This is a genomic window from Enterococcus sp. AZ170, assembly GCF_050545135.1.
GTDB lineage: Bacteria > Bacillota > Bacilli > Lactobacillales > Enterococcaceae > Enterococcus_L > Enterococcus_L ureilyticus.
In genome coordinates this window covers 2,349,038-2,373,023 of record NZ_CP172947.1, presented here as the reverse complement: position 1 = coordinate 2,373,023, position 23,986 = coordinate 2,349,038, and the positions used below count along the sequence as shown (strand labels likewise).

At 35.9% G+C, this 23,986-nt stretch carries 23 protein-coding genes; 16 read left to right on the top strand and 7 right to left on the bottom strand.

The features are described 5' to 3' along the window. Positions 1 to 24: 24 nt before the first annotated feature. Positions 25 to 1,281, top strand: coding sequence for a threonine ammonia-lyase IlvA (ilvA, locus tag IGJ55_RS11505; RefSeq protein WP_069639628.1), 1,257 nt, complete (start codon positions 25 to 27; stop codon positions 1,279 to 1,281). A gap of 381 nt (positions 1,282 to 1,662) precedes the next feature. After that, the gene (locus IGJ55_RS11500) at positions 1,663 to 3,534 is read left to right on the top strand and encodes an acyltransferase family protein (protein ID WP_429949142.1); all 1,872 of its coding nucleotides are present in this window, start codon (positions 1,663 to 1,665) and stop codon (positions 3,532 to 3,534) included. 71 nt (positions 3,535 to 3,605) lie between these two features. On the opposite strand, the gene IGJ55_RS11495 is transcribed toward IGJ55_RS11500, so the two are convergent. Both IGJ55_RS11495 and IGJ55_RS11490 read right to left on the bottom strand, forming a co-directional pair. Then, the gene (locus IGJ55_RS11495; protein WP_069639630.1) at positions 3,606 to 4,127 is read right to left on the bottom strand and encodes a GNAT family N-acetyltransferase; all 522 of its coding nucleotides are present in this window, start codon (positions 4,125 to 4,127) and stop codon (positions 3,606 to 3,608) included. A gap of 39 nt (positions 4,128 to 4,166) precedes the next feature. Beyond that, a complete protein-coding gene (locus IGJ55_RS11490) occupies positions 4,167 to 4,994 on the bottom strand; it encodes an NUDIX domain-containing protein (protein WP_069639631.1) in 828 nt (275 codons plus the stop codon). Between the two features lie 355 nt (positions 4,995 to 5,349). Here IGJ55_RS11490 and IGJ55_RS11485 point away from each other — a divergent pair, with 355 nt between their 5' ends. From IGJ55_RS11485 to IGJ55_RS11460, 6 genes are all read left to right on the top strand, one after another. Further along, positions 5,350 to 5,895, top strand: coding sequence for a biotin transporter BioY (locus tag IGJ55_RS11485; RefSeq protein WP_207120820.1), 546 nt, complete (start codon positions 5,350 to 5,352; stop codon positions 5,893 to 5,895). A 1-nt stretch (position 5,896) separates the two neighbouring features. Beyond that, on the top strand, positions 5,897 to 6,211 hold the full coding sequence (locus IGJ55_RS11480) for a CHY zinc finger protein (RefSeq protein ID WP_239574239.1): 315 nt from the start codon (positions 5,897 to 5,899) through the stop codon (positions 6,209 to 6,211). A 299-nt stretch (positions 6,212 to 6,510) separates the two neighbouring features. After that, positions 6,511 to 7,956, top strand: coding sequence for a PTS mannitol transporter subunit IICB (locus tag IGJ55_RS11475; RefSeq protein WP_429949144.1), 1,446 nt, complete (start codon positions 6,511 to 6,513; stop codon positions 7,954 to 7,956). A gap of 34 nt (positions 7,957 to 7,990) precedes the next feature. Beyond that, positions 7,991 to 10,069, top strand: coding sequence for a BglG family transcription antiterminator (locus tag IGJ55_RS11470; RefSeq protein ID WP_207120822.1), 2,079 nt, complete (start codon positions 7,991 to 7,993; stop codon positions 10,067 to 10,069). Between the two features lies 1 nt (position 10,070). Further along, positions 10,071 to 10,505 (top strand): PTS sugar transporter subunit IIA, encoded by a 435-nt coding sequence (locus tag IGJ55_RS11465; RefSeq protein ID WP_429949146.1) that lies wholly within the window; start codon positions 10,071 to 10,073, stop codon positions 10,503 to 10,505. After that, entirely contained in the window at positions 10,502 to 11,653 is a 1,152-nt protein-coding gene (locus IGJ55_RS11460; protein ID WP_429949148.1) for a mannitol-1-phosphate 5-dehydrogenase, read from the top strand. Before IGJ55_RS11465 ends, IGJ55_RS11460 begins: the two co-directional genes overlap by 4 nt. A gap of 44 nt (positions 11,654 to 11,697) precedes the next feature. On the opposite strand, the gene IGJ55_RS11455 is transcribed toward IGJ55_RS11460, so the two are convergent. Both IGJ55_RS11455 and IGJ55_RS11450 read right to left on the bottom strand, forming a co-directional pair. Further along, positions 11,698 to 12,885, bottom strand: coding sequence for a toxic anion resistance protein (locus IGJ55_RS11455; RefSeq protein ID WP_207120824.1), 1,188 nt, complete (start codon positions 12,883 to 12,885; stop codon positions 11,698 to 11,700). Between the two features lie 100 nt (positions 12,886 to 12,985). Next, on the bottom strand, positions 12,986 to 13,657 hold the full coding sequence (locus tag IGJ55_RS11450) for a 5-bromo-4-chloroindolyl phosphate hydrolysis family protein (protein WP_207120825.1): 672 nt from the start codon (positions 13,655 to 13,657) through the stop codon (positions 12,986 to 12,988). A gap of 275 nt (positions 13,658 to 13,932) precedes the next feature. On the opposite strand from IGJ55_RS11450, the gene IGJ55_RS11445 reads away from it, so the two are divergent. The 5 genes from IGJ55_RS11445 to IGJ55_RS11425 all read left to right on the top strand — a co-directional run bounded on the left by IGJ55_RS11445 (position 13,933) and on the right by IGJ55_RS11425 (position 17,027). Beyond that, positions 13,933 to 14,631, top strand: a complete 699-nt coding sequence (locus tag IGJ55_RS11445) for a hypothetical protein (protein WP_069639639.1) — start codon at positions 13,933 to 13,935, stop codon at positions 14,629 to 14,631. 229 nt (positions 14,632 to 14,860) lie between these two features. Then, positions 14,861 to 15,445, top strand: coding sequence for an NUDIX domain-containing protein (locus IGJ55_RS11440; RefSeq protein ID WP_069639640.1), 585 nt, complete (start codon positions 14,861 to 14,863; stop codon positions 15,443 to 15,445). Further along, the gene (macP, locus tag IGJ55_RS11435) at positions 15,442 to 15,738 is read left to right on the top strand and encodes a cell wall synthase accessory phosphoprotein MacP (RefSeq protein ID WP_430606517.1); all 297 of its coding nucleotides are present in this window, start codon (positions 15,442 to 15,444) and stop codon (positions 15,736 to 15,738) included. Before IGJ55_RS11440 ends, macP begins: the two co-directional genes overlap by 4 nt. A gap of 16 nt (positions 15,739 to 15,754) precedes the next feature. Further along, positions 15,755 to 16,447, top strand: coding sequence for a 5'-methylthioadenosine/adenosylhomocysteine nucleosidase (locus IGJ55_RS11430; protein WP_429949152.1), 693 nt, complete (start codon positions 15,755 to 15,757; stop codon positions 16,445 to 16,447). 31 nt (positions 16,448 to 16,478) lie between these two features. Then, a complete protein-coding gene (locus tag IGJ55_RS11425) occupies positions 16,479 to 17,027 on the top strand; it encodes a cysteine hydrolase family protein (RefSeq protein WP_429949154.1) in 549 nt (182 codons plus the stop codon). A 269-nt stretch (positions 17,028 to 17,296) separates the two neighbouring features. Here IGJ55_RS11425 and IGJ55_RS11420 read toward each other — a convergent pair whose 3' ends face one another. Genes IGJ55_RS11420 through IGJ55_RS11410 form a run of 3 tightly spaced genes read right to left on the bottom strand, consistent with a single transcriptional unit; the run spans position 17,297 to position 18,748 of the window. Then, on the bottom strand, positions 17,297 to 17,587 hold the full coding sequence (locus IGJ55_RS11420) for a GIY-YIG nuclease family protein (protein ID WP_069639644.1): 291 nt from the start codon (positions 17,585 to 17,587) through the stop codon (positions 17,297 to 17,299). Further along, positions 17,577 to 18,311 (bottom strand): tRNA1(Val) (adenine(37)-N6)-methyltransferase, encoded by a 735-nt coding sequence (locus IGJ55_RS11415; protein ID WP_429949155.1) that lies wholly within the window; start codon positions 18,309 to 18,311, stop codon positions 17,577 to 17,579. Before IGJ55_RS11415 ends, IGJ55_RS11420 begins: the two co-directional genes overlap by 11 nt. Before the next feature lie 20 nt (positions 18,312 to 18,331). Beyond that, positions 18,332 to 18,748 (bottom strand): GNAT family N-acetyltransferase, encoded by a 417-nt coding sequence (locus IGJ55_RS11410; RefSeq protein ID WP_083244328.1) that lies wholly within the window; start codon positions 18,746 to 18,748, stop codon positions 18,332 to 18,334. 169 nt (positions 18,749 to 18,917) lie between these two features. Here IGJ55_RS11410 and IGJ55_RS11405 point away from each other — a divergent pair, with 169 nt between their 5' ends. From IGJ55_RS11405 to IGJ55_RS11395, 3 genes are all read left to right on the top strand, one after another. Further along, on the top strand, positions 18,918 to 19,538 hold the full coding sequence (locus IGJ55_RS11405; RefSeq protein ID WP_429949158.1) for a lysophospholipid acyltransferase family protein: 621 nt from the start codon (positions 18,918 to 18,920) through the stop codon (positions 19,536 to 19,538). A 159-nt stretch (positions 19,539 to 19,697) separates the two neighbouring features. Then, positions 19,698 to 20,837: an exonuclease SbcCD subunit D gene (locus tag IGJ55_RS11400; RefSeq protein WP_430606516.1), complete on the top strand. Its 1,140-nt coding sequence runs from the start codon at positions 19,698 to 19,700 to the stop codon at positions 20,835 to 20,837. Position 20,838: 1 nt separating this feature from the next. Next, positions 20,839 to 23,982 carry an AAA family ATPase gene (locus tag IGJ55_RS11395; protein WP_430606514.1) on the top strand — a complete coding sequence of 1,048 codons (3,144 nt, stop codon included), beginning with the start codon at positions 20,839 to 20,841 and terminating at the stop codon, positions 23,980 to 23,982. The last annotated feature ends 4 nt before the right edge of the window (positions 23,983 to 23,986 follow it).

The window sequence follows — 23,986 nt, the reverse complement described above, 5'->3', positions numbered from 1 at the left end:
TTACATAAGAAAGGTGGGGAGTATTTGTTAAAACTTACGAAGGAAAATGTTGAAGAAGCGTATGATGTATTAAAAGAGGTCGTGACAAAAACACCACTACAATATGATCTATATTTATCACAAAAATATCAATGTAATGTTTATTTAAAAAGGGAAGACCTGCAAAAAGTTCGCTCATTCAAATTAAGAGGAGCGTACTATGCTATCAAGCAAACACCTGTTGAGATGTTAAAAAACGGTGTTGTCTGTGCTAGCGCTGGAAATCATGCGCAAGGGGTGGCTTTTACTTGTCAAGAAATGGATGTAGCAGCCACGATTTTTATGCCAACAACAACTCCTCAGCAAAAAATATCTCAAGTAAAATTTTTTGGTGGGGAGAAAGTAACAGTAAAATTGTTTGGAGATACTTTTGACGCCTCTGCCGAAGCAGCAAAAAACTTTGCCAAAACAAATAATCAAGCCTTTATTGATCCTTTTAATGATTTAAATATTATGGCCGGACAGGGAACCGTAGCAGTAGAAATATTACAAGAAGCTAAGAAATCTGAATTTCAAGTGGATTATCTACTTGCCGCTATTGGTGGTGGTGGACTTGTCAGTGGAGTTGCGACATATACCAAAAATAGTAGTCCGACAACTGCGGTCCTTGGTGTAGAACCGCTTGGCGCTCAATCTATGCGGGCTGCTTTTGATGAGGGAAAACCAGTAATGCTAGATAGCGTAGAAAAATTTGTAGATGGAGCTGCTGTAAAACAAGTAGGTGCGTTAACGTATGAACATGCTCTTGAATATGTCGACGAATTGTTAGCTGTTGATGAAGGTCAAGTCTGTTCAACCATACTAGAGTTATATACAAAACAGGCTATCGTTGTCGAACCGGCGGGTGCATTGAGTGTATCAGCTTTAGAATTAGTCAAAGAGGATATTAAAGGAAAAAATGTTGTTTGCATCATTAGCGGTGGTAATAATGATATTAATCGAATGGAAGAAATCGAAGAACGCTCATTGATTTTTGAAGGATTAAAACATTATTTTGTTATTAATTTTCCGCAAAGACCAGGAGCTTTAAGAGAATTTGTAACGGATATTCTAGGACCAAATGATGACATAACACGTTTTGAATATACCAAAAAAGTTAATCGTGGAACAGGACCTGTTATTCTAGGTATTTTATTAAAGGAAAAAGAGGAACTTCCTAATTTATTAGCAAAAATGGCGGAATTTGATCCTAAATATATTGATTTAAGTGATAATCCATCATTATATGCACTACTCGTATAATAACTATTTACGTTGAAAGCTGTCTAAAATTAAATCAAAAAAAATGAGTTGTCAGTCAGAAAAAAATCTGATTTTCAGCTCAATTTTTGTATTCTCAAAGAATATCTAAAATTTACTTAAAAAGTCGAAAATTGAAGAGAGAGTTCTTGCCATTTGTGTAGAAAGAACGTATATTTAAGTTACTACTTTAAATCGGTCAAAAAACAACGACCGTCAATGAACATGAGCAAGATAGGAATTTTTTTACACTTCAACAGGCCACCTTTTTTTGGTCAAACGCGACTTATTTTTTCTATCGATCGTCATTTTTTAAATCATGTTTCCTTTGTTAAAAATTACTCGAAATATAAAAAAGAATATTAGTAAAGTTGGAAAATATAAATGAATAATAAAAAAAGATTAGAAAATCGCCGTTATATTACCGGGTTCGATGGGATTCGAACAATATCGGTCATTGGTGTGATTCTGTATCACTTGTTCCCTAATATAATGCATGGGGGCTATTTAGGCGTCCCTATTTTTTTTGCAGTTTCAGGCTATTTGATTACTGACTTACTGAGGCAAGAATGGCTTCAGACGGAAACAATCGATGTTAAAGGTTTTTATATTCGAAGGATGAAGCGGCTGTATCCAGGCTTGGTTGCAATGCTGATTACATCCTCTGCATATATCGTGTTCTTTCAAAAAGATTTACTAAATAACTTACGCAGTGTCGTTGCCAGCAGTGTCCTATATTATAATAACTGGTGGCAAATTTTTAGGGGTTTCTCTTATTTTGATCGATTCACAACACAGTCTCCATTTACACATATTTGGTCTCTCGCTGTCGAGGCACAGAATTATTTGATTTGGCCATTGTTATTTATTATTTTAAAAAAATACGTTAAACATAGTGGTAAGATCTTTGGAATCATTATGGCGCTCGCTATGGGGTCAGGTATTTTGATGGCTGTTTTATACACCCCTGGAGCAGATCCTACTAGAGTGTATTATGGGACAGATACAAGACTGTTTTCAATATTGATGGGTAGCAGTCTAGCATTTGTTTGGCCAAGTTTTCGTTTAAAGGAAGAGATTCCGATAAAAGCCAAAAATTTACTGAACGGTGTCGGAATTGCTTCATTAGTAATCTTAGTGTGCTCCTTTTTATTTTTAGCTGATCATTTAGCATTTGTGTACTATGGCGGGATGTTTATTGTCAGTATATTTGCAACGATCTTAGTTGCTGTGACCGCGCATCCTGGTGCTGATCTGAATCGATGGCTAACGAATCCTGTTTTTACATGGTTTGGTAAAAGAAGCTATGGTATTTATTTGTATCAATTTCCAGTCATGATTTTTTATGAAGCAAAAATTCAGAATTTAAGTGATCATATATTTTTGCACTCATTGATTGAGATTGCGTTGATTCTTGGAATCAGTGAGCTCTCTTATCGTTTTATTGAAAAACCGCTAGGCAAATTCTATTATCAATATACATGGTTTGCAATTAAAGATTTTTTCCGAAAACCTTGGCTAACGATTCCAAAAGTGACTGCTTTGATCAGTGTCGTATTTACTTGTTTTGCACTTTTTGCTTTGGCTGTAGCACCATCAAATGAAATTACGGCAGAGCAACAACAACTTCAAGAAAATATTGCAGCGAATAAAAAGCAAGCTGAACAAAGAAAAGCAGAAGAAAAAGCCAAAAATGAAGGGAAAACAACTGATTCGAACAATCAAACAAATGTAGCGCCCGAAACGAACTTTGATTTGACTGAGGCAGAAAGTAAGAAAGCCAAGAATATGGAAGTCACTGCTTTCGGTGATTCAGTTATTTTAGACGCAGCAGCAGGTCTCCAAGAAATTTTTCCGAAGATGATCGTTGATGGTGAAGTCGGCAGACAATTGTATACTAGTACGCCTAATATTGAAAAGTTGGATAAAGAAAAATTATTGAAAGATAACGTATTAGTGGGACTTGGGACGAACGGTTCGTTTACTGAAGCACAATTCGATGAATTTATGACAGCAATTGGTTCCAACCGTAAAGTCTTTTGGATCAATGTTCGTGTACCAACTCGTCGATGGCAAAATGAAGTGAATACGATGCTAGAAACAATGAAAAAGAAATATAAAAATCTAGTGGTAATTGACTGGTATGGATATAGTAATGAGCATGAAGAATGGTTTTACGAGGATCGGGTTCATCCAAATGTGGACGGTCAGGTAAAATACTCAAGTTTTATTGCTAAGCAGATTGTAGAAAAATGAATTTATGAAGTTAAATAAAAACATGGAAACAAATAAACGCTTTGAAGCGTTACTTGTTTCCGTGTTTTTATTTAAGTTAAGATCATTTGGTAAGCGAAACGTGCCCCATTGCTAATTGGTAGTAAAATTTCCCCTTGATAGCTAAAACCTACTTTTTCTATTAGGCGTTGCATCGCAGTATTTTGCGGATGGGTATCGATCCGAATATCTCGAAAGTCATTCAATCTAGCAGTGGTAATGAGATAGTTCATCAAAAGTGATGCAAATCCTTTCCCTTGGTAAAATGGTGCTAACGCAACACGATGGATCGTCATGTAATGCCCATAAGTCAGTTGCCATTGCCCATTTTTGATTTGTTCGTAGGGCTCTTCGATCTCTGATGAAAGCACTCCTAGGCCAGCAATAGCTTGATCAACAATGAGTACGTAACATCTCTGAAGCTTGATATCGTACTCTAACAGTTTTTGATTTGGGCCGTCGTTATTTTGCCACTGAGGGATATTTTGATCATACAGAAGTTTTTGCGCGTAGGTAATGATTTCAATAATAGTGCTAAGATCATCTGGTACAGCTCTTCTTAAATAAACGACCATGTTCTCCGCCTTTCTTACCGTTTAAGTTATTGTTGACGATTATTTTTTATTTGAATTTTCGTGTTTCAACTGATAAATCTTTGAAGGTCGACCAATGCCCACAGGACGTTCACCAATTTCTTCAAAATGATGAAGCATAGCTTTTTTAAAATTGGAGTGATCGATTGTCTTATAATCGATTCCAGAAAATTTAGCAAAGACCTTTCTGGCTTCAGTGATTGTAAAATCTTTTCCTAAGACTTGCAGCACTTGTGGATCATGTTCCATCTTGTTCGCCACACGATTAAAAGCTTTTAGAATGATTTCACTATGATCAAAAGCTAATGTGTCTTTTCCCGTTGAAACACCTGTATCTAAATCTAAAATAATATTCACATCGCCGTTATTAAGAGAAAGCAGGCTTTCTTTACGCTTCATTGTAAACCAGCGAACTTCCTTTGCATCATCTCCTGCAATCAAAGGTTCTTCACCAATGAAAGCGAGATAACTAACCGTTACTACCCAGCCACGAGGATCTCGATCAGGTCGACTGAAGCTATGAAGCTGTTCGATGTTATCTTTAGAAATGATGACACCAGTTTCTTCTTGTGTTTCCCGCAAAACACTTTCCCCAGTAGATTCGCTTCTATTTACAAAACCACCTGGTAATGCCCAAGAATTTCTATAAGGATGGCCTTTTCTTTTGATCAGCAAGATTTTCAGTTGATCTTCTTCTTTGTTATAGCACATCAAAACAATATCTACAGTCAGAGAAGGTTTTTCATATTCAGGAAGTTCTTGTTGATGGTACCATTTTAAAAAGTCAGTTTCAGTAGCTTGTTGCTCATAATATTGTTTTTCTTCTTCCTTTGAACTAAAGCGTGTCAAATTAGTCATCTCCCCTAAAGTTAGATAAAAGTACTTTTTACTTTATTGTATCATTCTCATCAAGAAAAACAACTAAAGACATAGCTTTAGTATAAGAAAAATAAACTTACGCCCTTTATTTTTACAAGTCGTTACTTGAATTCTTTCAAACTAGAATGTTAATCAAAAGATTAGAATGAAGTTAAGGGATCTATGGTGAAAAATCGTTTAATCATCAATCGGTTAGAAGTCTATTTCTCATTAAGATGTTTATTTATTGTTTTTAAGTCAACCTGTTTTATATTAAGGTTGACAAAGGTGGGTTGAAATAGTATTTTAAATATATAAATCTTGTTTAAACATTTGGAGGGAACACATGAAAACAAAAGATATCACTAAAATTGCCATTATGATCAGCATTATTATTGTTTTAGGTTTTTTTCCACCAATTCCAATTAGCCTTTTACCTGTACCAATTGTTATTCAAAACGCTGGGTTTATGCTCAGTGGTTTACTTCTCGGCAAAAAGAATGGGACAATTGCAACCTTGTTATTTCTATTACTTGTAGCAGTTGGTTTTCCATTGTTGGCAGGTGGTAGAGGAGGGATGACCGTCTTTTTTAGTGTCACAGCAGGTTATCTTTTTGCTTATCCTATTGCAACATTTATGATTGGCTGGCTGACTGAAAGATTCAACCCAAATAATCAAAATAGTATGTATGGCTTTGGCATTACTTTCCTTTTTGGGGCATTGTTTATTGATTTCTGTGGAGCTGTTGGGGTAAGTCTATTATCCGATGTCTCTTTATCAAACAGTTTGCTTGCCAGTCTGGCTTTTATTCCTGGAGATACCATTAAAGCATTTTTAACAGTATTTATTGCAAAAAGAATCTCGAAATCTCTTGCTAAAAGGGGGTCTTGAGTTGGTAAAAATATTTGGTTCAATGGTTGATAAAGAAGGTAGATGTACTCATTATAGCTCTCTTGTGGATATCATTGCGAATAAATGTTATCTTTGTAAAAAATATTATGCTTGTTACCAATGTCATGATGAACAAGAATTACATCATTTTGAAGCATGGCCGGTTGCCACTGAACCGGATGCGAAAGTAGTTCTTTGCGGAGCTTGTCAGTTAGAAATGACGGTAAGTGACTATCAAAAAAAAGCACAATGCTTGAACTGCGGACGGTTATTTAATTCGAACTGTTCTAAACATAGTGACATCTATTTTAGTTAGATAAATTTGCTTAGAAAATGAATGGTAGAAAACGATTTAATAGAATTTAGAGTTGGAAGTAAAACTAGTCTTTAGTTTTACTTCCAACTCTTTTACATTTTAAAAGCATCAAGTCAAGTGAATAAAACCTTCTTCATAATTTGTCCAAATTGTTTGGACAAATTTGCGCTTTCATTCACTTGTATGGTGACAAGTGAGCGATTACAATAAAGAAGACATCCAAGCGGTTGTCTGAGAATTGATCTGCGCAGATTGAATGACTCAAAATTTTTCTTGTTTTAAATAGAAGGAGGAAAACAATGGAACAAACACAAGGGGATCTAAAAGTGAAAGTTCAACAGTTCGGAAGCTTTCTTAGCGGAATGATTATGCCGAATATTGGAGCATTTATCGCGTGGGGAATTTTAACAGCCTTATTTATTCCTACAGGCTGGTTTCCAAATGAACAATTAAATGAGATAACAGGACCAACGATTACTTACTTATTACCGATTCTGATTGGTTTTACTGGGGGGCGTTTGGTTTATGATATTCGCGGTGGGGTCGTGGGTGCAATGGTTACAATGGGCGTGATTACTGGAGCAGATATCCCTATGTTTCTAGGCGCCATGATGGTTGGACCTGCAGGAGCATACTGCATTAAAAAATTTGATCAATTAGTAGACGGCAAAATCAAACCAGGTTTTGAAATGCTAGTCAACAATTTTTCTTCTGGAATTTTAGCATCGATATTAGCAATCATTGCCTATTTGATCGTCGGTCCTGCGGTAGAAGGTTTAAATAATCTTTTAGCAACAGGTGTAGGATTTTTAGTTAAAAACTCACTACTACCGCTAGCAAGCGTTTTTGTTGAACCTGCTAAGGTATTGTTTTTAAATAATGCCATCAACCATGGTGTGATCAGTCCGATTGCAATCGAACAAGCCGCTGAAACAGGCCGTTCTGTATTGTTTTTATTAGAGTCCAATCCAGGACCTGGATTAGGTATCTTACTAGCCTATACGATTTTTGGACGCGGAAGTGCAAAACAAACAGCACCAGGTGCAATTATTATCCATTTTTTAGGTGGAATTCATGAAATTTATTTTCCTTATATTTTGATGAAACCAATTTTGATTCTATCAGCCATTGGTGGTGGCATGGCTGGTGTTATGACGTTCTCACTATTTAATGCTGGTTTAGTAGCGCCAGCATCGCCGGGTAGTATCTTTGCTATTTTAGCGATGACTCCTCGAAATGGCTATTTAGGTGTTTTTGCGGGAATTATTGTCGCAACTGCGGTATCATTTGCGATTTCAGCTGTAGTGTTAAAAACGTCTAAAGAAACTGAGACAACGATTGAAGCAGCGTCTGAAAAAGCAAATGCTTTAAAAGGACGAAAAACAGTTAATCCAGATGTGGTAACAAGTTTTTCTGCGTCTGAAAAGATGAATAATGCAGTAGAAATTCTTGCAAATACTAAGAAAATCATTTTTGCTTGTGATGCTGGAATGGGATCAAGTGCCATGGGAGCTTCTGTTTTACGAAATAAAGTAAAAAAAGCAGGATTAACGATTGAAGTAGTCAATTCGGCCATAGCTCAACTCCCTAATGATGCTGATATTGTTGTGACACATCAAGATTTAACTTCGAGAGCAAAAGAGCGATTACCAAAAGCCTATCACGTTTCAGTTGATAATTTTCTAAGTAGTAATAAATATGATGAATTAGTAGAAAAATTATTGGCTGTTAAAACATCTGTTTAAATAAAAATAATCATTTTCTAGAGAGGAGAATCTCATGTATCTTTCAGCAAGAGTTAGACTTATTTTGGAGCAGCTGTTGACTAATAATCGTCCCGTTTTTGTTCATGAGTTAGCAGAGGATTTAAATGTTAGTAAACGGACGATTCGACGCGATTTAAAAGAAGTAGAGGAAACGTTATCTACTTATCAGCTTAAATTGGTGAAGGAGCAAGGGATTTTATCTTTAGAAGGCGTTGATTTAGATAAACAACATTTTCGATGGCAATTGATGGATCTGTCTTATAACGAATTTAGTCCAGAAGAGCGGCAGCAGAAAATTCTCAAAACTTTGTTGAAAGAAGAAAGCTTAAAACTTGCCGGACTAGCAAATGATTTAAATGTTACGATTTCAACGATTAGTAATGATCTAACTAAAATCGAAGAGCGGCTACCTAAAACAGTAAAAATTGAAAGAAGACGAGGCACAGGTGTCTCTTTACAAGCTGATGAAGCACAAAAAAGAAGCTTAATGAGCGAGCTCTTTGGCCAACAGTTTCCAGACTATCAATTATTACAGTTCTTTCAAGAAAAATCCCGTGAAGTAGCCACTAATGATCGAGTAGAAGGGCGTTTGCTAGATTTAGTCAATGAAACATTATTGAAGAAAGTAGAATTTAGTGTCCGTAATTGGCGCAAACAAAATCTAGAAGAAATCAGTGATGAGGCTTATGCTAATTTAATTGTGCATATTTCCATTTCAATAGAACGAATGATTGCAGGAAACTTTATTCAAGCACACACAGATAATGATAAAATGATCAATTATCCAGAATTTGTTGTGGCAAAACAAATGTTAGCAGATATTCTTGAAATGGAAGTAGAAGTTGTCCCAGATGGAGAAGCTGCCTATGTCACAACACATCTTAGAGGTGTGAAGACTACAAAAAGTAACATGGGCTTCATGGAAAATGAAGAATTAGAAGTCTTGGTTTTAGTTAAGCAACTGATTGAACAAGTTGAATCTAAACTAGGACAAGAGTTACCTAAAGAGTTGTTAACCAAAGGGCTGATTGCACATCTACGACCTACATTAAGGCGCCTCCAACAAGGAATGCGAATTTACAATCCCTTAATTCACTCTATCAAGCAAGATTATGCCGATTTATTTGTAGTTATCAGACAAGCGTTTGACCAAGTGTATCAAAAAAGTCACGTACCTGATGAAGAAATCGGTTACCTAGTTTTACACTTTGGTGCGGTCCTTTTACAATTAGAGAGTGAAAATCGTTTTTCTGGATTAGTTGTCTGTGCAAGTGGGATAGGAACATCTAGAATGTTGGTTACTCGCTTGCGTCAGCGAATTCCTCAATTAGAAAAATTAGAAACAGTCTCTTTATTTGAGCTGAGTAGAAAAAAAGCAGAAGGACATTACCATGTTATCATTTCGACTATTGATCTAGGATCAGTGGATTTTGATTATTTTTTGGTATCTCCTATGTTGACAGAAAGAGAGCTTTCACAAATCAGTGTCTTTTTGAAAAGTCTGCATAGTGAATACCATAAAAAAATTACCTATGAAGAACAAGCAGTTCAGTTGACTTTGTTAGAAGCAACACATTTTTTAGAGCAAAAGCAACGATTTACATCGATTGTTTTAGCAATTTTAAAAAATTTCAACTACTCTAAGTTAAATGAAAATCTTGGAACGATCGAAGACACGGTTCGGGTCATTTGTACACAGCTTTTGGAGAAAGATGCAGAGTTAGATATCGAGGCAGTCGTTAGTATCTTTTTGAACGACGAGGATAAGAAAGCCTTTGGTATTCCAAATACACAAATTGGACTGTTTCATGCACGTAACGAATCAATAAAAGAACCGTTTTTTCAACTTTTTTCGTTAGAAAAATCGATTTTTATCGAAACCATGGATCATACAAAAATGGCGATCAATCGAATCGCGTTACTATTGGTTCCAGAAAAATTTTCACAAGAAGGTTTGGAAATCATTAGTTATATCAGTACGCTTTTTGTTGATAATAGACAAGTCATTGAAATTTTAGAATATGGAACAAATGAAGAAGTATCCGCCTATTTTGTTCAGAAATTATTAAATTACTTAGAGATGAGGAGATAAAATGATTAGTTTAAAGAAAGAAGATATCGCGTTAAATCAGCAATTTTTTGATAAAAAAACAGCTATCCAAGCAGCTGGAAAACAGTTGACCAGTTTGGGCTACGTAGCACCAGAGTATATTGAAAAGATGGTCGAACGAGACCAATTAACTACGACTTATATTGGAAATCTAGTTGCGATTCCACATGGCACGGATGAATCGAAACATCTAATCAAGAAATCAGGTATCGTTATTTTACAAGTACCTGAAGGGGTAGATTTTGATGGCAATGAAGTGAAATTGATTATTGGGATTGCAGGAATTGACGATGAGCATTTAGACTTGTTATCAGCGATTGCTTTAGTTTGTTCAGATTTAGAAAATGTAGAAAAATTAGTAGCAGCTGACTCACAAGAACAGATTATTGAATTGTTTAATGAAGAGGTGACTGTATGAAAAAAATTGCAGTTCATTTTGGCGCAGGAAATATTGGACGTGGCTTTATTGGCTGGTTATTAGTTCAAGCAGGGTACCAAGTGATATTTGCCGATGTTGACGAAAAAATTGTTGAGGCAATCAACACGCAAGGCGAATATGAAGTTATTTTGGCTAACGAAGAGCAAGAGCGATTTATGATTGAAGGGGTACAGGCTGTCAACAGCAGTAAAGAAGTGGAGCGATTAGCAAAATATATCAGTAAAGCAAAAATAGTTACAACTGCTGTAGGACCAACAATTTTACCAAGAGTAGCAGAAGTTATCGCTAAAGGAATTGAGCTAAGAGTAGGTTCTGCTGAATACTTGACCGTTATTGCTTGTGAGAATATGATTGGTGGTTCTGAAATTCTTCAAGCAGCTGTCTTGCCATTGTTAACAGTTGAAGCCAAAGAATACGCTAAGAAATTTGTAGCCTTTCCCAATTCAGCAGTCGATCGCATTGTTCCAAATCAAAATCATGAAAATCTGTTGACTGTGACTGTAGAACCATTTTATGAATGGGTTGTCGAGGAGCCTTTAAATGAAGAAAATGCACCTGAAATTGCTGGGTTAAATTATGTACCCGACCTAACGCCCTACATTGAACGTAAATTATTTACAGTAAATACAGGTCACGCAGTCACAGCTTATTTTGGTCATATGAGAAATATAAAATCAATTGAAGATGCGATTCATAATGAGAAGGTTCTCTTTATCGTACGAAGTGCTCTAGAGGAAACAGGAGCGTTATTGGAAAAAAAGTTTCAATTTTCTCACCACGAGCATCAAGCCTACATTGATAAAATCATTGAGCGCTTTAAGAATCCTTACGTTTCAGATTATGTAACACGTGTTGGTCGCTCACCGATCCGAAAAATAGGTGAAAATGATCGATTTATTCAACCTGCTAGACAATTTGTGGAAGCATTTAATGAAACGCCTAAGGCTTTGGCAATTGCGATTGCTGCAGCGATGAAATTTGAAGAACCGACGGATGAAGAAGCTTGTGCGCTTCAAAAAGCAATTAAAGAGCAAGGCTTAGATCAGACGATTGAACAATATACAGGGTTAAAACCGTATACAAAATTGTTTGAGAAGATTCGCACTTCTTATCATGAGTTAGTCTAAAAAATACTTAACCAAGCGAGAAAAGCTTGGTTAAGTATTTTTTGTTATTGTGTCAATTCTAATAATTTTGTTTTTAAATCTTCTTCCATATGACCTAATTCGATTTCAGCCGCACGACGTTTTTCTTTTCCTTCTTGCTGAATCCTTAATGTTTCTTGGATTGTTTCAACTAAATCGTTTTGCGTTTTTTGTAATGTATCGATATCAACGATACCACGTTCATTTTCTTTTGCCGTTTCAATTGCAGAAATCTTAAGCATTTCAGAATTTTTCTTCAATAAATCATTAGTTGTTTCAGATACTTGACGTTGGGCTGTTACAGCATCTTTTTGACGTAATAAAGTCAATGCAATCACTACCTGGTTTTTCCAAAGCGGAATCGCTGTGTTGATCGATGCTTGAATTTTTTCTGCTAAAGCCTGATTGGTATTTTGAATCAAACGAATTTGAGGTGCTTGTTGGATCGTGATTTGACGTGCTAAACGCAAATCGTGTGTTCGTTTATCTAAGCGATCTAAAAATTGCGTATAGTCATTCGCAATTTGTACGTCCATTTGATCACCAGTTTCTTCAGCTTTCTTCATAGCTTCAGGAATGATCTTCATTTGCAGTTCTTCAGTCTTTAACTCACCGGCTGCAATATAGATATTTAAGGCATCAAAGTAATCTTTGTTTTTATTGTAAAGTTGTTCTAACATTAGATTATCTTTTAAAAGACCATTTTTTTCTTTTTCTAGTTTGACCGCAATTTTATCAATTTGAGCACCAATTTTTTGATATTTCGCAGTGATCTCAAAAATCGATTGTTTTACTTTACCAAACATTTTTTGAAAAATATTCCCTTCGCCCGCTCGTAATTCATCAGGGTTCGCTTCATTTAATCGATACATCAAATCTGTTAAGGAATCACCAACAGGACCGATATCTTGAGATTGTACGTGATTTAACATCGATTGAGAAAATTCGCCTAGCTTTGTTTGCGCTGCTGAACCATAGGTGATCACAGCTTGAGAGTCTTGTACATCGATTTTAGATGCTAACTCGCGTGCTTGGGCTTGACGATCTTCTGGCAATTTATCCACTAATCGAGTTGCAACCTGCTGATCCTGTAAAGCAGAGATCTCACTTTGTTGGGTTGCTGTTAATGAATCAATAGGTGTTGAAAAAGGGTTATTCAATAAGTCATCTAAAGTATCATTGACAGGGGTGATATCTTTTGGTTTATCTTCCATTTTATTTCCTCCTAAATTTGAAAGTGTACCGAGACTTCAGCTCATGCAAGTACACAGTATAAAACATGAGTCAAAGTAGAGTGATCAAGTGAAACAATAATTAAAATTCATCGTTACGTTCATTACTGCTATTATCTCTTTTTAAACTATTTTTAGCAACGGATATCTCAATATCTAAGTCTTCTAAATCATCAGCTACAAACTGTTCATAATCTTTTTTGATTAATTTAGAGACTTGGTCAATAATTTGAGCACTTTCTTCCAATTTTTCATATGTTTGTTTATTTTTGATCTCATGGTCATCGATTTCTAAGTATTTACTCGTTAAATCGACTAAATTAGGTAAGTGAGTATATAAAAAGTGATTCGCTAAATGCAGTTTTTTAGGCTCTTTCACTAACTCTTTAAAGAGAGCTTTGGATACTCGTAACGTATCGTTGCGCAAGTCGACCGCTCTTAATTTAGTAGAGGCATTCATATTTTCCTGCAACTGAACGATTTGCTTTTTAGTCGTATTCATTGTATCACGGAAAAAATTGATTTCCTGATCCGTCATACCTAAATTTGCATAATGTTCCTCTTTTGTTTTTGTAAGATTAGGCAATGCTTCTTCTTTTTTTCCAGTTTTCTTTTTTGATCCATTAAAAAGCAGAACGACAAGAAGCAAAAGAATCACGACAACTGCTGGTATGTGAACACCAGTAATAAAACGTAGAACTAAACCTGCTAAAAATAAATAAGCAACTATTTTGATAAGCTTTCCTTTTCTCATTTAAGTTCCCTCCAATCATTCATTCCATCGAAAGTTGTTAACCTCCGCTACATAAGTTATTTTAGCACATTCTGGGCTATAAATAATATCAGTCCAAAGGTTGATTTTGATATTTAGTGAAAATGTAAGAAATGGCAAGGGGAAAAAGGGGTTTTTTACTACTTTAGATGTAGAATCAGATAAATTGTTCACAAAAAAGTCAAAAGAAAGATGAGAAAAAAATAGAAACGTAAGGTATAATAGAAGACAACGATCTGGATAAAAGGAGAAACATTGTGAAGAAATTTAAAATCATAACTATATTATTAGTGGGGTTGGTCGTCACGGGTTGTTCTGGACGTAGTGTCGTAGAAGAAGAGGATGACGATGCTTATTTAGAAGAAACAAGTTCGAGTGTGGAAGAATTAAGTTCTTATGGAGATGATGAGGTATTTTATGAACCTCGTGATCGCTCAACAACAAGCACTACTGTAGATGAAAACCAAGTAGCAACGGATGAGACAAAAGAGCAACCGAGTGATTCAAAAAATAAAATCGAAGTAATCAAAACCAAGAATGGAAACTTTAAAATAGAAATGACAGACGGCTGGCAATCTGTTGAAGCAAAAGAATTAAGTGATAATGCGGATGTCAGTTTAAAAAATACTACAAATGAAGAATACTATATGGTGTTAAGTGAAGCAAAAAAAGATTTTGATAGTTTTGATGTATTTAAACAGTCTGTGGATTTGTCTGATTTAGGTGAGATTACAAATGAAAAAAAAGCTGCAATCAACTATAATGGACTAAAAGGTGAACGCCGTACTTTTACAGCAAGTAAAGATGGAGTAGAGGTTTATTACATCTACGATTTAGTAGAAGGTAAAGATCATTATTTGCAATGTATCAGTTGGACCTTAAATAGCAAGAAAAGTAGTAATGAATCAGATTTAATTAAAGTCATGAACTCTCTAGCTGAATTAGAAAATAAATAGTTTTAAATGATGAGCAGGATAAAAGCTGTAGATAGTAGAGAGAAGTAAAACTAGTGCCATAGTTTTATTCCTCTCTTTTTTGATGAGAGCATGCTACATTTTTTGTAGAAATAGTTAAATAACCTCAAAAATTCCCAGATACTGTGAATAAAGGATTCACAAAAAGAGTGATAAGTGATAAAATTTCAAAATTAAGGTATGATATCCATAGAAAGATTGGTGAACTTGCATGATGAACTTTGAAGAGTTTGAGGAAAAGACGATTTCCAGAAAAGAAATATTTAAAGGACATATGATTGAGGTTGTTTTGGACGAAGTCCAATTACCTAATGGTGAAACTAGTACACGTGAACTTGTTTTTCATCCTGGAGCAGTTGCGATTATTCCAATAACAGCAGACAATAAAATGATCATGGTCAAACAATTCAGAAAACCGATGGAAAAAGTTCTTTTAGAAATTCCTGCTGGAAAAATCGACCCTGGTGAACAGGACAATCCAAAAGAAACGGCAGAGCGAGAATTAGAAGAAGAGACCGGCTATCGAGCAAATGAATTTACTTTTGTGACGTCTATGTATGTTTCTCCTGGTTTTGCAAATGAACTTCTTCATATTTATTTTGCGCAAGATTTAGTAAAGGTTCCTAATCCCCGTCCGCAAGACGATGATGAGATTTTAGAATTATATACAATCACATTAGATGAAGCGAAAGCAGAAATTGCTAGTGGGCTGATTTGTGATGCAAAAACCATCTTTGCTGTGCAGTATTGGGAACTACAGCAGCTAAAACAGCAGCTGAAGGAGGATAAACAATGAGCAAAGGTCCGTTGGTCACTCGGACAGAATTACGGAGACGAAAAGAAGAGGCTGACAAAGAGGCACAAAAGTTATTTGCGCAAGAGCAAAAATCAGCTGACAAAGCATACCGTGAAAAAGAAAAAGAAATCTCAAACTTTTATCGAAAAGAACATAAGAAGCAAAAAGAAATTACCAAATCACGTTCAAATGAGCAAACAAAAATCCGAGAGCGCAGTAGTACGCTGACTAAAGCGATTATTATTGTTGCGATTTTGTTGGCTATTGTTATATTTATCGTATTGAATTTATAGAGAAGAGGAAGTCACTATGAAAATTGGAATTATCGGAGCAATGGATCAAGAAGTGAAAATCTTAAAAGAAAAATTATCTGATACACGATCTTGGGAAAGAGCTGGAGCATTATTTGTCTCAGGTTCGCTAGGCCGACATGAAGTGATTGTTGTTCGTTCTGGAATCGGGAAAGTATTGTCAGCTGTTACGACAACCTTATTGATCCATCAGTATGGTGTAAATATGGTGATCAACACTGGATCGGCTGGCGGCATTGGACAAGGACTAGCTGTTGGTGACGTAGTGATTGCAGACAAATTAGCTTATTTTGATGTAGATGTTACTGGATTTGGTTATCAGCCGGGACAATTGCCTGGTATGCCGTTATATTATGAATCAAGTGATTATCTAAAAATTGAAATGAAAAAAGCAGCTGAGAAGACAGGGATGTCGATTCATCATGGTCTGATCGTAACTGGAGATTCTTTTGTCAATGACAAGGAAAAAGTGAGTAACATTCTTTCAGAATTTCCAGAAGCATTGGCCTGTGAAATGGAAGGTGCTGCAATCGCTCAAGCAGCTGCACAATTTAATATTCCATTTTTAGTTGTTAGAGCAATCAGTGATACGGCTGATCATGAAGCATCTCAAACTTTTGATGAATTTATTGAAGAAGCAGGAGAAAAGTCAGCACAGATGGTTATCCATTTTGTGGAGCATCTTGTTTAATCTGTCTTACTTTTTAAATGGAGGTTTTTGAATGAAAGCATTGATTTCAATTGATTATACGAATGATTTTGTTGCAGCAGATGGTGCATTGACAACAGGTGGCGCAGGGCAAGCAATCGAGTCTTCTTTACTTGCTATAACTCAAGCGTTTATTGAAAATAATGATTTTGTAGTTTATGCGATTGATCGCCATGATCATAATGATCCAAAGCATCCAGAAAATGATTTATTTCCACCCCATAACATTGTTGGTACGAACGGTCGCAAACTCTACGGGAAACTAGCAGAAGTTTATGAAAAGAGTCGAAACAAAGTCAATGTTTACTGGATTGATAAACGTCATTATTCTGCTTTTAGTGGAACTGATTTAGATATCCGTCTGCGTGAAAGAGGCATTACGGAGCTTCATCTAGTCGGAGTTTGTACGGATATCTGTGTCCTGCACACCGCAGTGGATGCGTATAATTTAGGGTACAAGATTGTTATTCATAAAAATGCAGTTGCCAGTTTCGATCCTGTTGGACACGAATGGGCATTGAATCATTTTAAACAAGTATTAGGTGCGACAGTAATTGAATAACTTGATTTATAAGAGCTGTGAAAGACTTAATGAGTTTTTTTACAGCTCTTTTTTTGAATTCTCTTATAAGGTAGCTTCAAGAGTGACATTATTGTTGTATACAAACAATTATCAAGTTATTTTTACAAGAGTTTGTCGTTCTATTTTTTTCATAATTGCAGAACTGATGCCTTAGCCGTGAAATTTTTTCTGTCGTGTATTTTGACCATCTGGCCCATTGGATAATCTGTACTGCTATGAGTAATACGACCTGTGTGACATCAGCAGAATCAAATTTTCGGATCACTCCATTCATTGATCTGCCCCATTTCTCTTAAATAAATGATTTTCTGTTTTCTTGTTAATTTTTTAAATGCGTACTCTGCTTTGGTTGCGTCACTACGACTACTAAATTTTTCAACATGGATTATTTTTGCTGGGAGTCTAGAGGGAAGTCGAGTGTACTTTGCCCCAACTCCACTATTATGTTCCTTTAAACGTCTTTTTGGATCTGTGGTATAACCGCCGTAAAAAGTCTCATCTTTGCAGTGGAGTACATAAAAATAATGATTAGTTTCCATATAACATCGCCTTCACTTCAGGTAAATAATTGTTTTGGTCATCATAAGTAAACAATGGCGGCAAGACACGAAATCCTTCTTTTTTCCCTTGCTTGATCCCTTCAATCAATAAAGTATTCGCTTCTTTTCCGGCTTTAGGATAAATAAAACGAACACGTTTGGGTGCGACATCGGCAGATTCCATTGCGTGTAGAATGTCTAAAAAACGGTCAGGCCGATGAACCATGGCCAAACGTCCATTAGTTTTTAACAGTTTTGCAGAAACCCCAATGACTTCTGTTAGTGTTGTATATATTTCATGGCGAGCAATAGCTAAGTGCGGATTCGGATTTTTTTGGCTTGTTGGTAATTCTTTGAAATAAGGTGGATTACATAACACTAAATCAACAGAATCAGGTTTTACAGCAGTTGTTGCTAGTTTTAAATCTAGTTCAAGCATAGTCATTTGTTCTTCCAAATGATTTAATTGAATACTTCGTCTGCCCATATCTGCTAAGCGTTCTTGTAGTTCGATTTGGGTGATATGAGCGTTCGTTTTACGACTGGCAAATAAACCAACAGCCCCATTGCCAGCACAAAGGTCAACAATCTTGCCTTTTTTTGGATAGGCTGGGAAATTTGCTAGCAAGACAGCGTCGATCGAAAAAGAAAATACCTCTTTACTTTGGATGATTTGAATATCATTTGCAAATAATTGATCGATTCGTTCCCCTTTTAATAGCATGTGTCATTCATTCCTTTTTTTCAGATTCGTTTGACTAAAAAATATTTTGTAGTACCTATGAAAGGTGTGTCCTTTAATTGACCAAATACTTGATAGCCATATTGTTCATAGAACGTTTTTGCTTGATAGTCTTGGGTATTGATTGTGATTAATTTAGTACCTGATGCACTCGCAAAGTCTTCTGCTTTTTTGAGTAGTTCAGTGCCATAGCCTTTGCCGCGATATTCTTTGTTAATTGCAAGTAATGAAATATGTGTCTCATTCATCCATTTATTGGCAGTGATACCTCCGATATAAAAATCATTATCATATAAAGCTAAAGAGAATGGTGTATTTTCTTCTGCGGGGATATTTTTCTCTTCTTCTTGTTTTTCAGAAAGTAGCGCAATCAAATGTGTTTCATTTTGGGCTTGATTCAGTTTTTTATACTCAATCATGTACAAAACCTCCGATTTTCTAAAATTATACAGTAAAGCTCTTTGATGGAACAGAAGATATCCTTATATTATACTACAATTAGGATTAGAAGAAACCTGTGAAAAAGACTTGTCAAAAGCAACAGTTTTCGGCATACTTATAGCTAGTGAAAAGAAAGGAAGAAAAACCATGTTTTTTACATTTATGCGTGGCGTTGTTCGGGTCGTTTTATTTATTATCAACGGCAATGCTCACTATGAAAAGAAAGACCGCATTCCTCAAAATGAAAATTATATTTTAGTAGCACCTCATAGAACCTGGTGGGAGCCTTTGTACCTTGCTGTCGGTGGATCACCGAAAAAATTTAGTTTTATGGCGAAAAAGGAATTATTCAAAAATCCATTCTTAAGTTTTATTTTAAAACATGCCAATGCTTTTCCAGTCGATCGGGAAAAACCTGGTCCAAGTGCAATCAAAACGCCTGTCAAAACGTTAAAAAATACAGATTTAAGTTTAGTTATGTTTCCAAGCGGAACCCGTCATTCATCTGAGTTAAAAGGCGGCGTGGCCTTGATTGCAAAAATGGCTAAAGTTAAAATTGTTCCAGCTGTTTATCAAGGTCCACTAACGTTAAAGGATTTATTTAAACGGCGTCGGGTGACTGTTCGATTCGGTGAACCGATCGACGTCAGTGATATTGCTAAGATGGATAAAGAAGGCATTGCTGAGGTTGAGCTTAGAATGCAGGCGGCTTTTGACAGCTTGGATCAAGAAATCGATCCAAATTTTAAATATGAAGTGAAAGAATAGAAATCGCATAAGTATTTTGATTTTTTTAGCTTGGATGTAACTCGAAGAGTTATATTTCAGGCTTTTTTTTTCTTTCAGAAAATTTCTGTACGTTTGAACCATATATTTCTCCCTAAATTTGGTATAATAGTAAGAAGGACTTTTTTAGGTGGTGGAAAAATGCGTTTTTTACATACAGCCGATTGGCATATCGGTAAAAAATTACATGGGTATGATTTACTAGAGGAACAAGTGGATGCATTTCAGCAGATTTTGACTATTGCAAAAAAAGAACAAGTGGATGCAATCGTCGTGGCAGGTGATCTATATGATCGCTCAGTTCCCTCAGTTGAAGCGATCGAAGTCTTCAATAAAATGATTATAGAAATGAATCTACAGGAAAAATTCCCAGTATTAGCGATTTCTGGTAATCATGATAGTAGTACACGTTTGGAAACCGGTGGTCCATGGTTTATTCAATCAAATTTTCATTTGAATACTCGCTTGGATCAAGCTTTTCAGCCAGTAGAGATGGAGAATACTCAGTTTTTCTTATTGCCGTATTTTGAACCAATTTCAGCTCGTTTATATTTTGATAATGAAGAAATTCGGACGATCGAACAGGCGATGAAAGAAGTTGTAACTGAAATGAAAAAACAATTCAAACCTGATATGAAACACGTTTTAGTCAGTCATTTTTTTGTAGCTGGCAGTGAAAAATCTGATTCAGAAACAAAATTAATGGTAGGCGGATTGGATATAGTACCCTTATCGTTACTAGAATCATTCGATTATGTAGCGTTAGGTCATTTACACGGGAAAAATGCCTTACAAGCTGAAAATGCTCGCTATAGTGGTTCACCGCTGAAATTTTCTTTATCTGAAATGAATCAGAAAAAAGGGGTTTGGATCGTCGATACCAAAGCGAACGAAACGACCTTTGAATTTAAAGAAATCACACCATTAAGAAATGTGATACAAATCGAAGGTAGCTTCAAAGAACTAACAACACAAGAATTTTACGAGTCGATCGATCGTGAGAATTATTTACATATTCAATTAACGGATCGTGCAGTGATTCCTAACATGATGAATCAACTAAGGAAAATTTATCCACGAGTAATCGGTGTCGAACGTTTATTTGGAAGAGAAGTGCAACAAAAACACAATGAAACAAAAAAGGAAATCAAAACGTTAGCACCAAACGAATTAGTCGCTCAATTTTTTTCTGATGTAACAGGAGAGGAACTGACGAGACAACAACAAGTGTGGATCAAAGAAAATCTAGCAGAAATCTATCAAGCAGAAAGAGGGAAATAAGTTGAAACCTTTAACATTAGCATTGAAAAACTTTGGCCCTTATATTGCTGAAACAATCGACTTCAACAAGTTTGCAGATTCGTCTCTCTTTTTGATAAGTGGAAAGACGGGTTCAGGTAAAACGACGATTTTTGATGGGATGAGCTATGCTTTATTTGGTGAAAGTTCGGGGAAGTTGCGTCAAGGAAAGGAAATGCGCTCGACATTTGCTGATCCTTCGGAGCCTACAGAAGTCCATTTAACTTTTTCTCATGGAGACTATTTTTATGAGATCACAAGAAAACCAGAACAAGAACTTTACAAAAAACGGGGTGAGGGAACGCGTACTCAAAGTGCTAAGATTTCATTGATTGTGAAAGATCATACCGGAAAAGAGCTTAGAGAATATACGAAACGCCGTGAAGTTGACACGTTTATTCAAGAATTATTGCACTTAGATGCTAATCAATTTGCTCAGATTGTTCTTTTACCTCAAGGGGAATTTAGAACGTTTTTGATTGCAAATAGTAATGATAAAGAAAAAGTTCTTAGAAACCTGTTTGGCACTCAACTATATCAAACCTTAAATGAACAACTAAAAGTTCAATTAAAGACGGTCAATAAAGGAATCGAGGCAACGCAACAAATGATCCAAGCTAAATTAGATCAACTCTATTGGCAAGAGCCGTTGCAAAAAGAACTGGTTGTAGAGCAGCAATTAGTGTTACTAGATCAGCAACAAGAAACGATGCAAAAACAGCAAGCAATAGAAAAATCAGCATTAGCTGTATTACAAAAACAAAAACAACAAAAGGAGCAAGAAAAGTTTGCTTTAGAAGAGCTAGCAAATGAATTTACCAAGCAAAATCAACTCAAAAAACAAAAGGAAGAACTTGATCAAGCAGCCGTGATGATCGAAGAGCTAAGAGCAGAAGAACAGCAACTGCAATGGGTACAAAAGCATCAAGGCTTGATTGAAAAGATCGATGAAAAAGTTAAATTGATTTCTACCTATGAGCAAGAGCTGAAAAGCAATCGATCACAACAAAAAACACAGCAAGAATTATTTCAACAATTGGAACAAACACAAAGTGAAAATGAACAACGATCTGCTGAGATGCTAATAGCCAAAGAACAAGTAACAAGGCTGCAATTTCAAATTCCTTTATATGAAGAAAAGGAAAGTATAGACAGTACGATTGAAAAAAATCATTTACTGTTAGAAAGTTTAACAAAGAAACTTACAGAGACAAAAGAAAAGCAGCAGAATGCGGAGCAAGCCTATCAACAAGAGCTTGTCGTGATAGAAGGAAAATCCCAAATCGAAAAAGAACAACTGACATTAGAACGGCATCGAGAACAATGGCTGATTTTTATAGATAATTGGGCAAAGAAAGAACAACTTGAAACCAAAAAAAATAGCATTGTGGAGCAACTAGTTGTTAAGGATGCTGAACTAAAGGAAGCATCAGTCGAAAAAGAGACGATTTATGAACAAGTTGCGCAACAAAAAAGCCAATGGGCAAAGATGCAAATTAGTCGATTAAGTTTATTTTTAGTCGCTGGTGAACCTTGTCCTGTTTGCGGTTCTGTGGAGCATCCTAAACAAAATGAGCACCAAGAATTTACTTTAGAGGAAATTCAAGCTATCGAAAATCAGCTGAATGAAATCGAAAAAAGGGCTCAAAAACAAGAGGTAACAGTTGCCAAACTACAAGCTCAGTATACCCAAGTAAAGCTTACTGAACGAGAACTGCAGCAAGAACTGGCAGAACAAACACACAAAGTTGATTCGTTGTTTGAACAGTTACAAGAAAAACAAATTATTACTCTAAAAGCACCAATCACTTCTGACGGTATCGAATCAGTAACAGCGAATTTACAGGCAACAGCGGCTAAGCTTGAACATGAATTAGAACGAATTGAAATAGCCCAAAACAAGATAACTGAACTAGAAAAAGTATTGAAAGAGCAACAATTAGAGGTACAGGAACAAGAAAAAATCGTCACTGAAAAGCAACTAGAACAAACAGCAAATGAGACAAAACTAAAAACAATTTCTGAACAATTGATCGATGAACAACTTTCCCTGGCTGAAATAACTGCAACAAAACAACAGCTTGAACAACAGATCATAAACTGGGAAAAACAAAAACAAGAGCTCGACGAACAAATGGCGAAAGTGAAAGAGAGTCGATTATTGTTAAAAAATAGTGAAAAGCATCTTGTGAAAGAGCAAGATACAAATTTAACAGAGAAAATGTCATTAGAACAGCAATTGATGAAAGCAATTCAAGAATCGAGTTTCGAGCTGGATGAGAATAGTGTGCGAATGTTGTTAAAAGAAGTGACAAGACTAGACGCAATCAAAGAAGAACTAACAACTTTCGACAAAAAACAGGATCAGCTAGCATTTCAGTTGACTGAACTGGAGCAAAAGTTAGAAAATAAAGAGCAACCTGAGACAAACAGCTTGACGGATGAAATTGAACAATTGACAATTTCACTTCAAACGAAAGAAGCCAGATATTACCAACAACTTGAAAAAATCCAAGCCAATGAAAGCATTCAAAAACAAGTCAAAGAATTGATTACCTCAGTTGAACAACAGTGGTCAGAAGTTACCGCATTGCACCAATTGGCTGCGACAGTCAACGGTGATAATCCAAGGAAAACTAGTTTGGAAAGATACGTTTTACAGACTTATTTGGAGGAAGTTTTAAAGGTAGCCAATCAACGTTTGGGCTTACTGACAAACAATCGCTACCAATTTGAACTGAATCAAGATTCTGGGAGTTACAAGAATCAAACAGGACTTGAAATCAATGTTTACGATGATAATGCAGGCAGTACTCGCAGTGCACATACGTTATCAGGCGGTGAAAGTTTCATTGCCGCATTAGCCTTGGCGCTGTCTCTAGCGGAAGTGATTCAAGAGCAAGCAGGTGGTGTTTTGATTGAAGCCTTATTCATCGATGAAGGATTTGGTTCCCTAGATGAAGAAGCCTTAGAAATGGCAATGGAAGCTTTAGAAGTAATCGAAAACGAAGGAAGAATGATCGGTATTATTAGCCATGTAAGTGAATTAAAAGCAAGAATCCCGCAACAACTACAAATCCAAACAAATGGAAATGGTCAGAGCCAAGTGACCTATCAAACGGCGTAAGCCT

What these genes read in the sequence shown, in the direction of transcription:
- IGJ55_RS11500 (WP_429949142.1), top strand. Translation starts at nt 1,663, where the DNA reads ATGAATAATAAAAAAAGATTAGAAAATCGCCGTTATATTACCGGGTTC.
- IGJ55_RS11495 (WP_069639630.1), bottom strand. Translation starts at nt 4,127, where the DNA reads ATGGTCGTTTATTTAAGAAGAGCTGTACCAGATGATCTTAGCACTATT.
- IGJ55_RS11485 (WP_207120820.1), top strand. Translation starts at nt 5,350, where the DNA reads ATGAAAACAAAAGATATCACTAAAATTGCCATTATGATCAGCATTATT.
- IGJ55_RS11475 (WP_429949144.1), top strand. Translation starts at nt 6,511, where the DNA reads ATGGAACAAACACAAGGGGATCTAAAAGTGAAAGTTCAACAGTTCGGA.
- IGJ55_RS11470 (WP_207120822.1), top strand. Translation starts at nt 7,991, where the DNA reads ATGTATCTTTCAGCAAGAGTTAGACTTATTTTGGAGCAGCTGTTGACT.
- IGJ55_RS11465 (WP_429949146.1), top strand. Translation starts at nt 10,071, where the DNA reads ATGATTAGTTTAAAGAAAGAAGATATCGCGTTAAATCAGCAATTTTTT.
- IGJ55_RS11460 (WP_429949148.1), top strand. Translation starts at nt 10,502, where the DNA reads ATGAAAAAAATTGCAGTTCATTTTGGCGCAGGAAATATTGGACGTGGC.
- IGJ55_RS11455 (WP_207120824.1), bottom strand. Translation starts at nt 12,885, where the DNA reads ATGGAAGATAAACCAAAAGATATCACCCCTGTCAATGATACTTTAGAT.
- IGJ55_RS11450 (WP_207120825.1), bottom strand. Translation starts at nt 13,657, where the DNA reads ATGAGAAAAGGAAAGCTTATCAAAATAGTTGCTTATTTATTTTTAGCA.
- IGJ55_RS11440 (WP_069639640.1), top strand. Translation starts at nt 14,861, where the DNA reads ATGATGAACTTTGAAGAGTTTGAGGAAAAGACGATTTCCAGAAAAGAA.
- macP (WP_430606517.1), top strand. Translation starts at nt 15,442, where the DNA reads ATGAGCAAAGGTCCGTTGGTCACTCGGACAGAATTACGGAGACGAAAA.
- IGJ55_RS11430 (WP_429949152.1), top strand. Translation starts at nt 15,755, where the DNA reads ATGAAAATTGGAATTATCGGAGCAATGGATCAAGAAGTGAAAATCTTA.
- IGJ55_RS11425 (WP_429949154.1), top strand. Translation starts at nt 16,479, where the DNA reads ATGAAAGCATTGATTTCAATTGATTATACGAATGATTTTGTTGCAGCA.
- IGJ55_RS11420 (WP_069639644.1), bottom strand. Translation starts at nt 17,587, where the DNA reads ATGGAAACTAATCATTATTTTTATGTACTCCACTGCAAAGATGAGACT.
- IGJ55_RS11415 (WP_429949155.1), bottom strand. Translation starts at nt 18,311, where the DNA reads ATGCTATTAAAAGGGGAACGAATCGATCAATTATTTGCAAATGATATT.
- IGJ55_RS11410 (WP_083244328.1), bottom strand. Translation starts at nt 18,748, where the DNA reads ATGATTGAGTATAAAAAACTGAATCAAGCCCAAAATGAAACACATTTG.
- IGJ55_RS11405 (WP_429949158.1), top strand. Translation starts at nt 18,918, where the DNA reads ATGTTTTTTACATTTATGCGTGGCGTTGTTCGGGTCGTTTTATTTATT.
- IGJ55_RS11400 (WP_430606516.1), top strand. Translation starts at nt 19,698, where the DNA reads ATGCGTTTTTTACATACAGCCGATTGGCATATCGGTAAAAAATTACAT.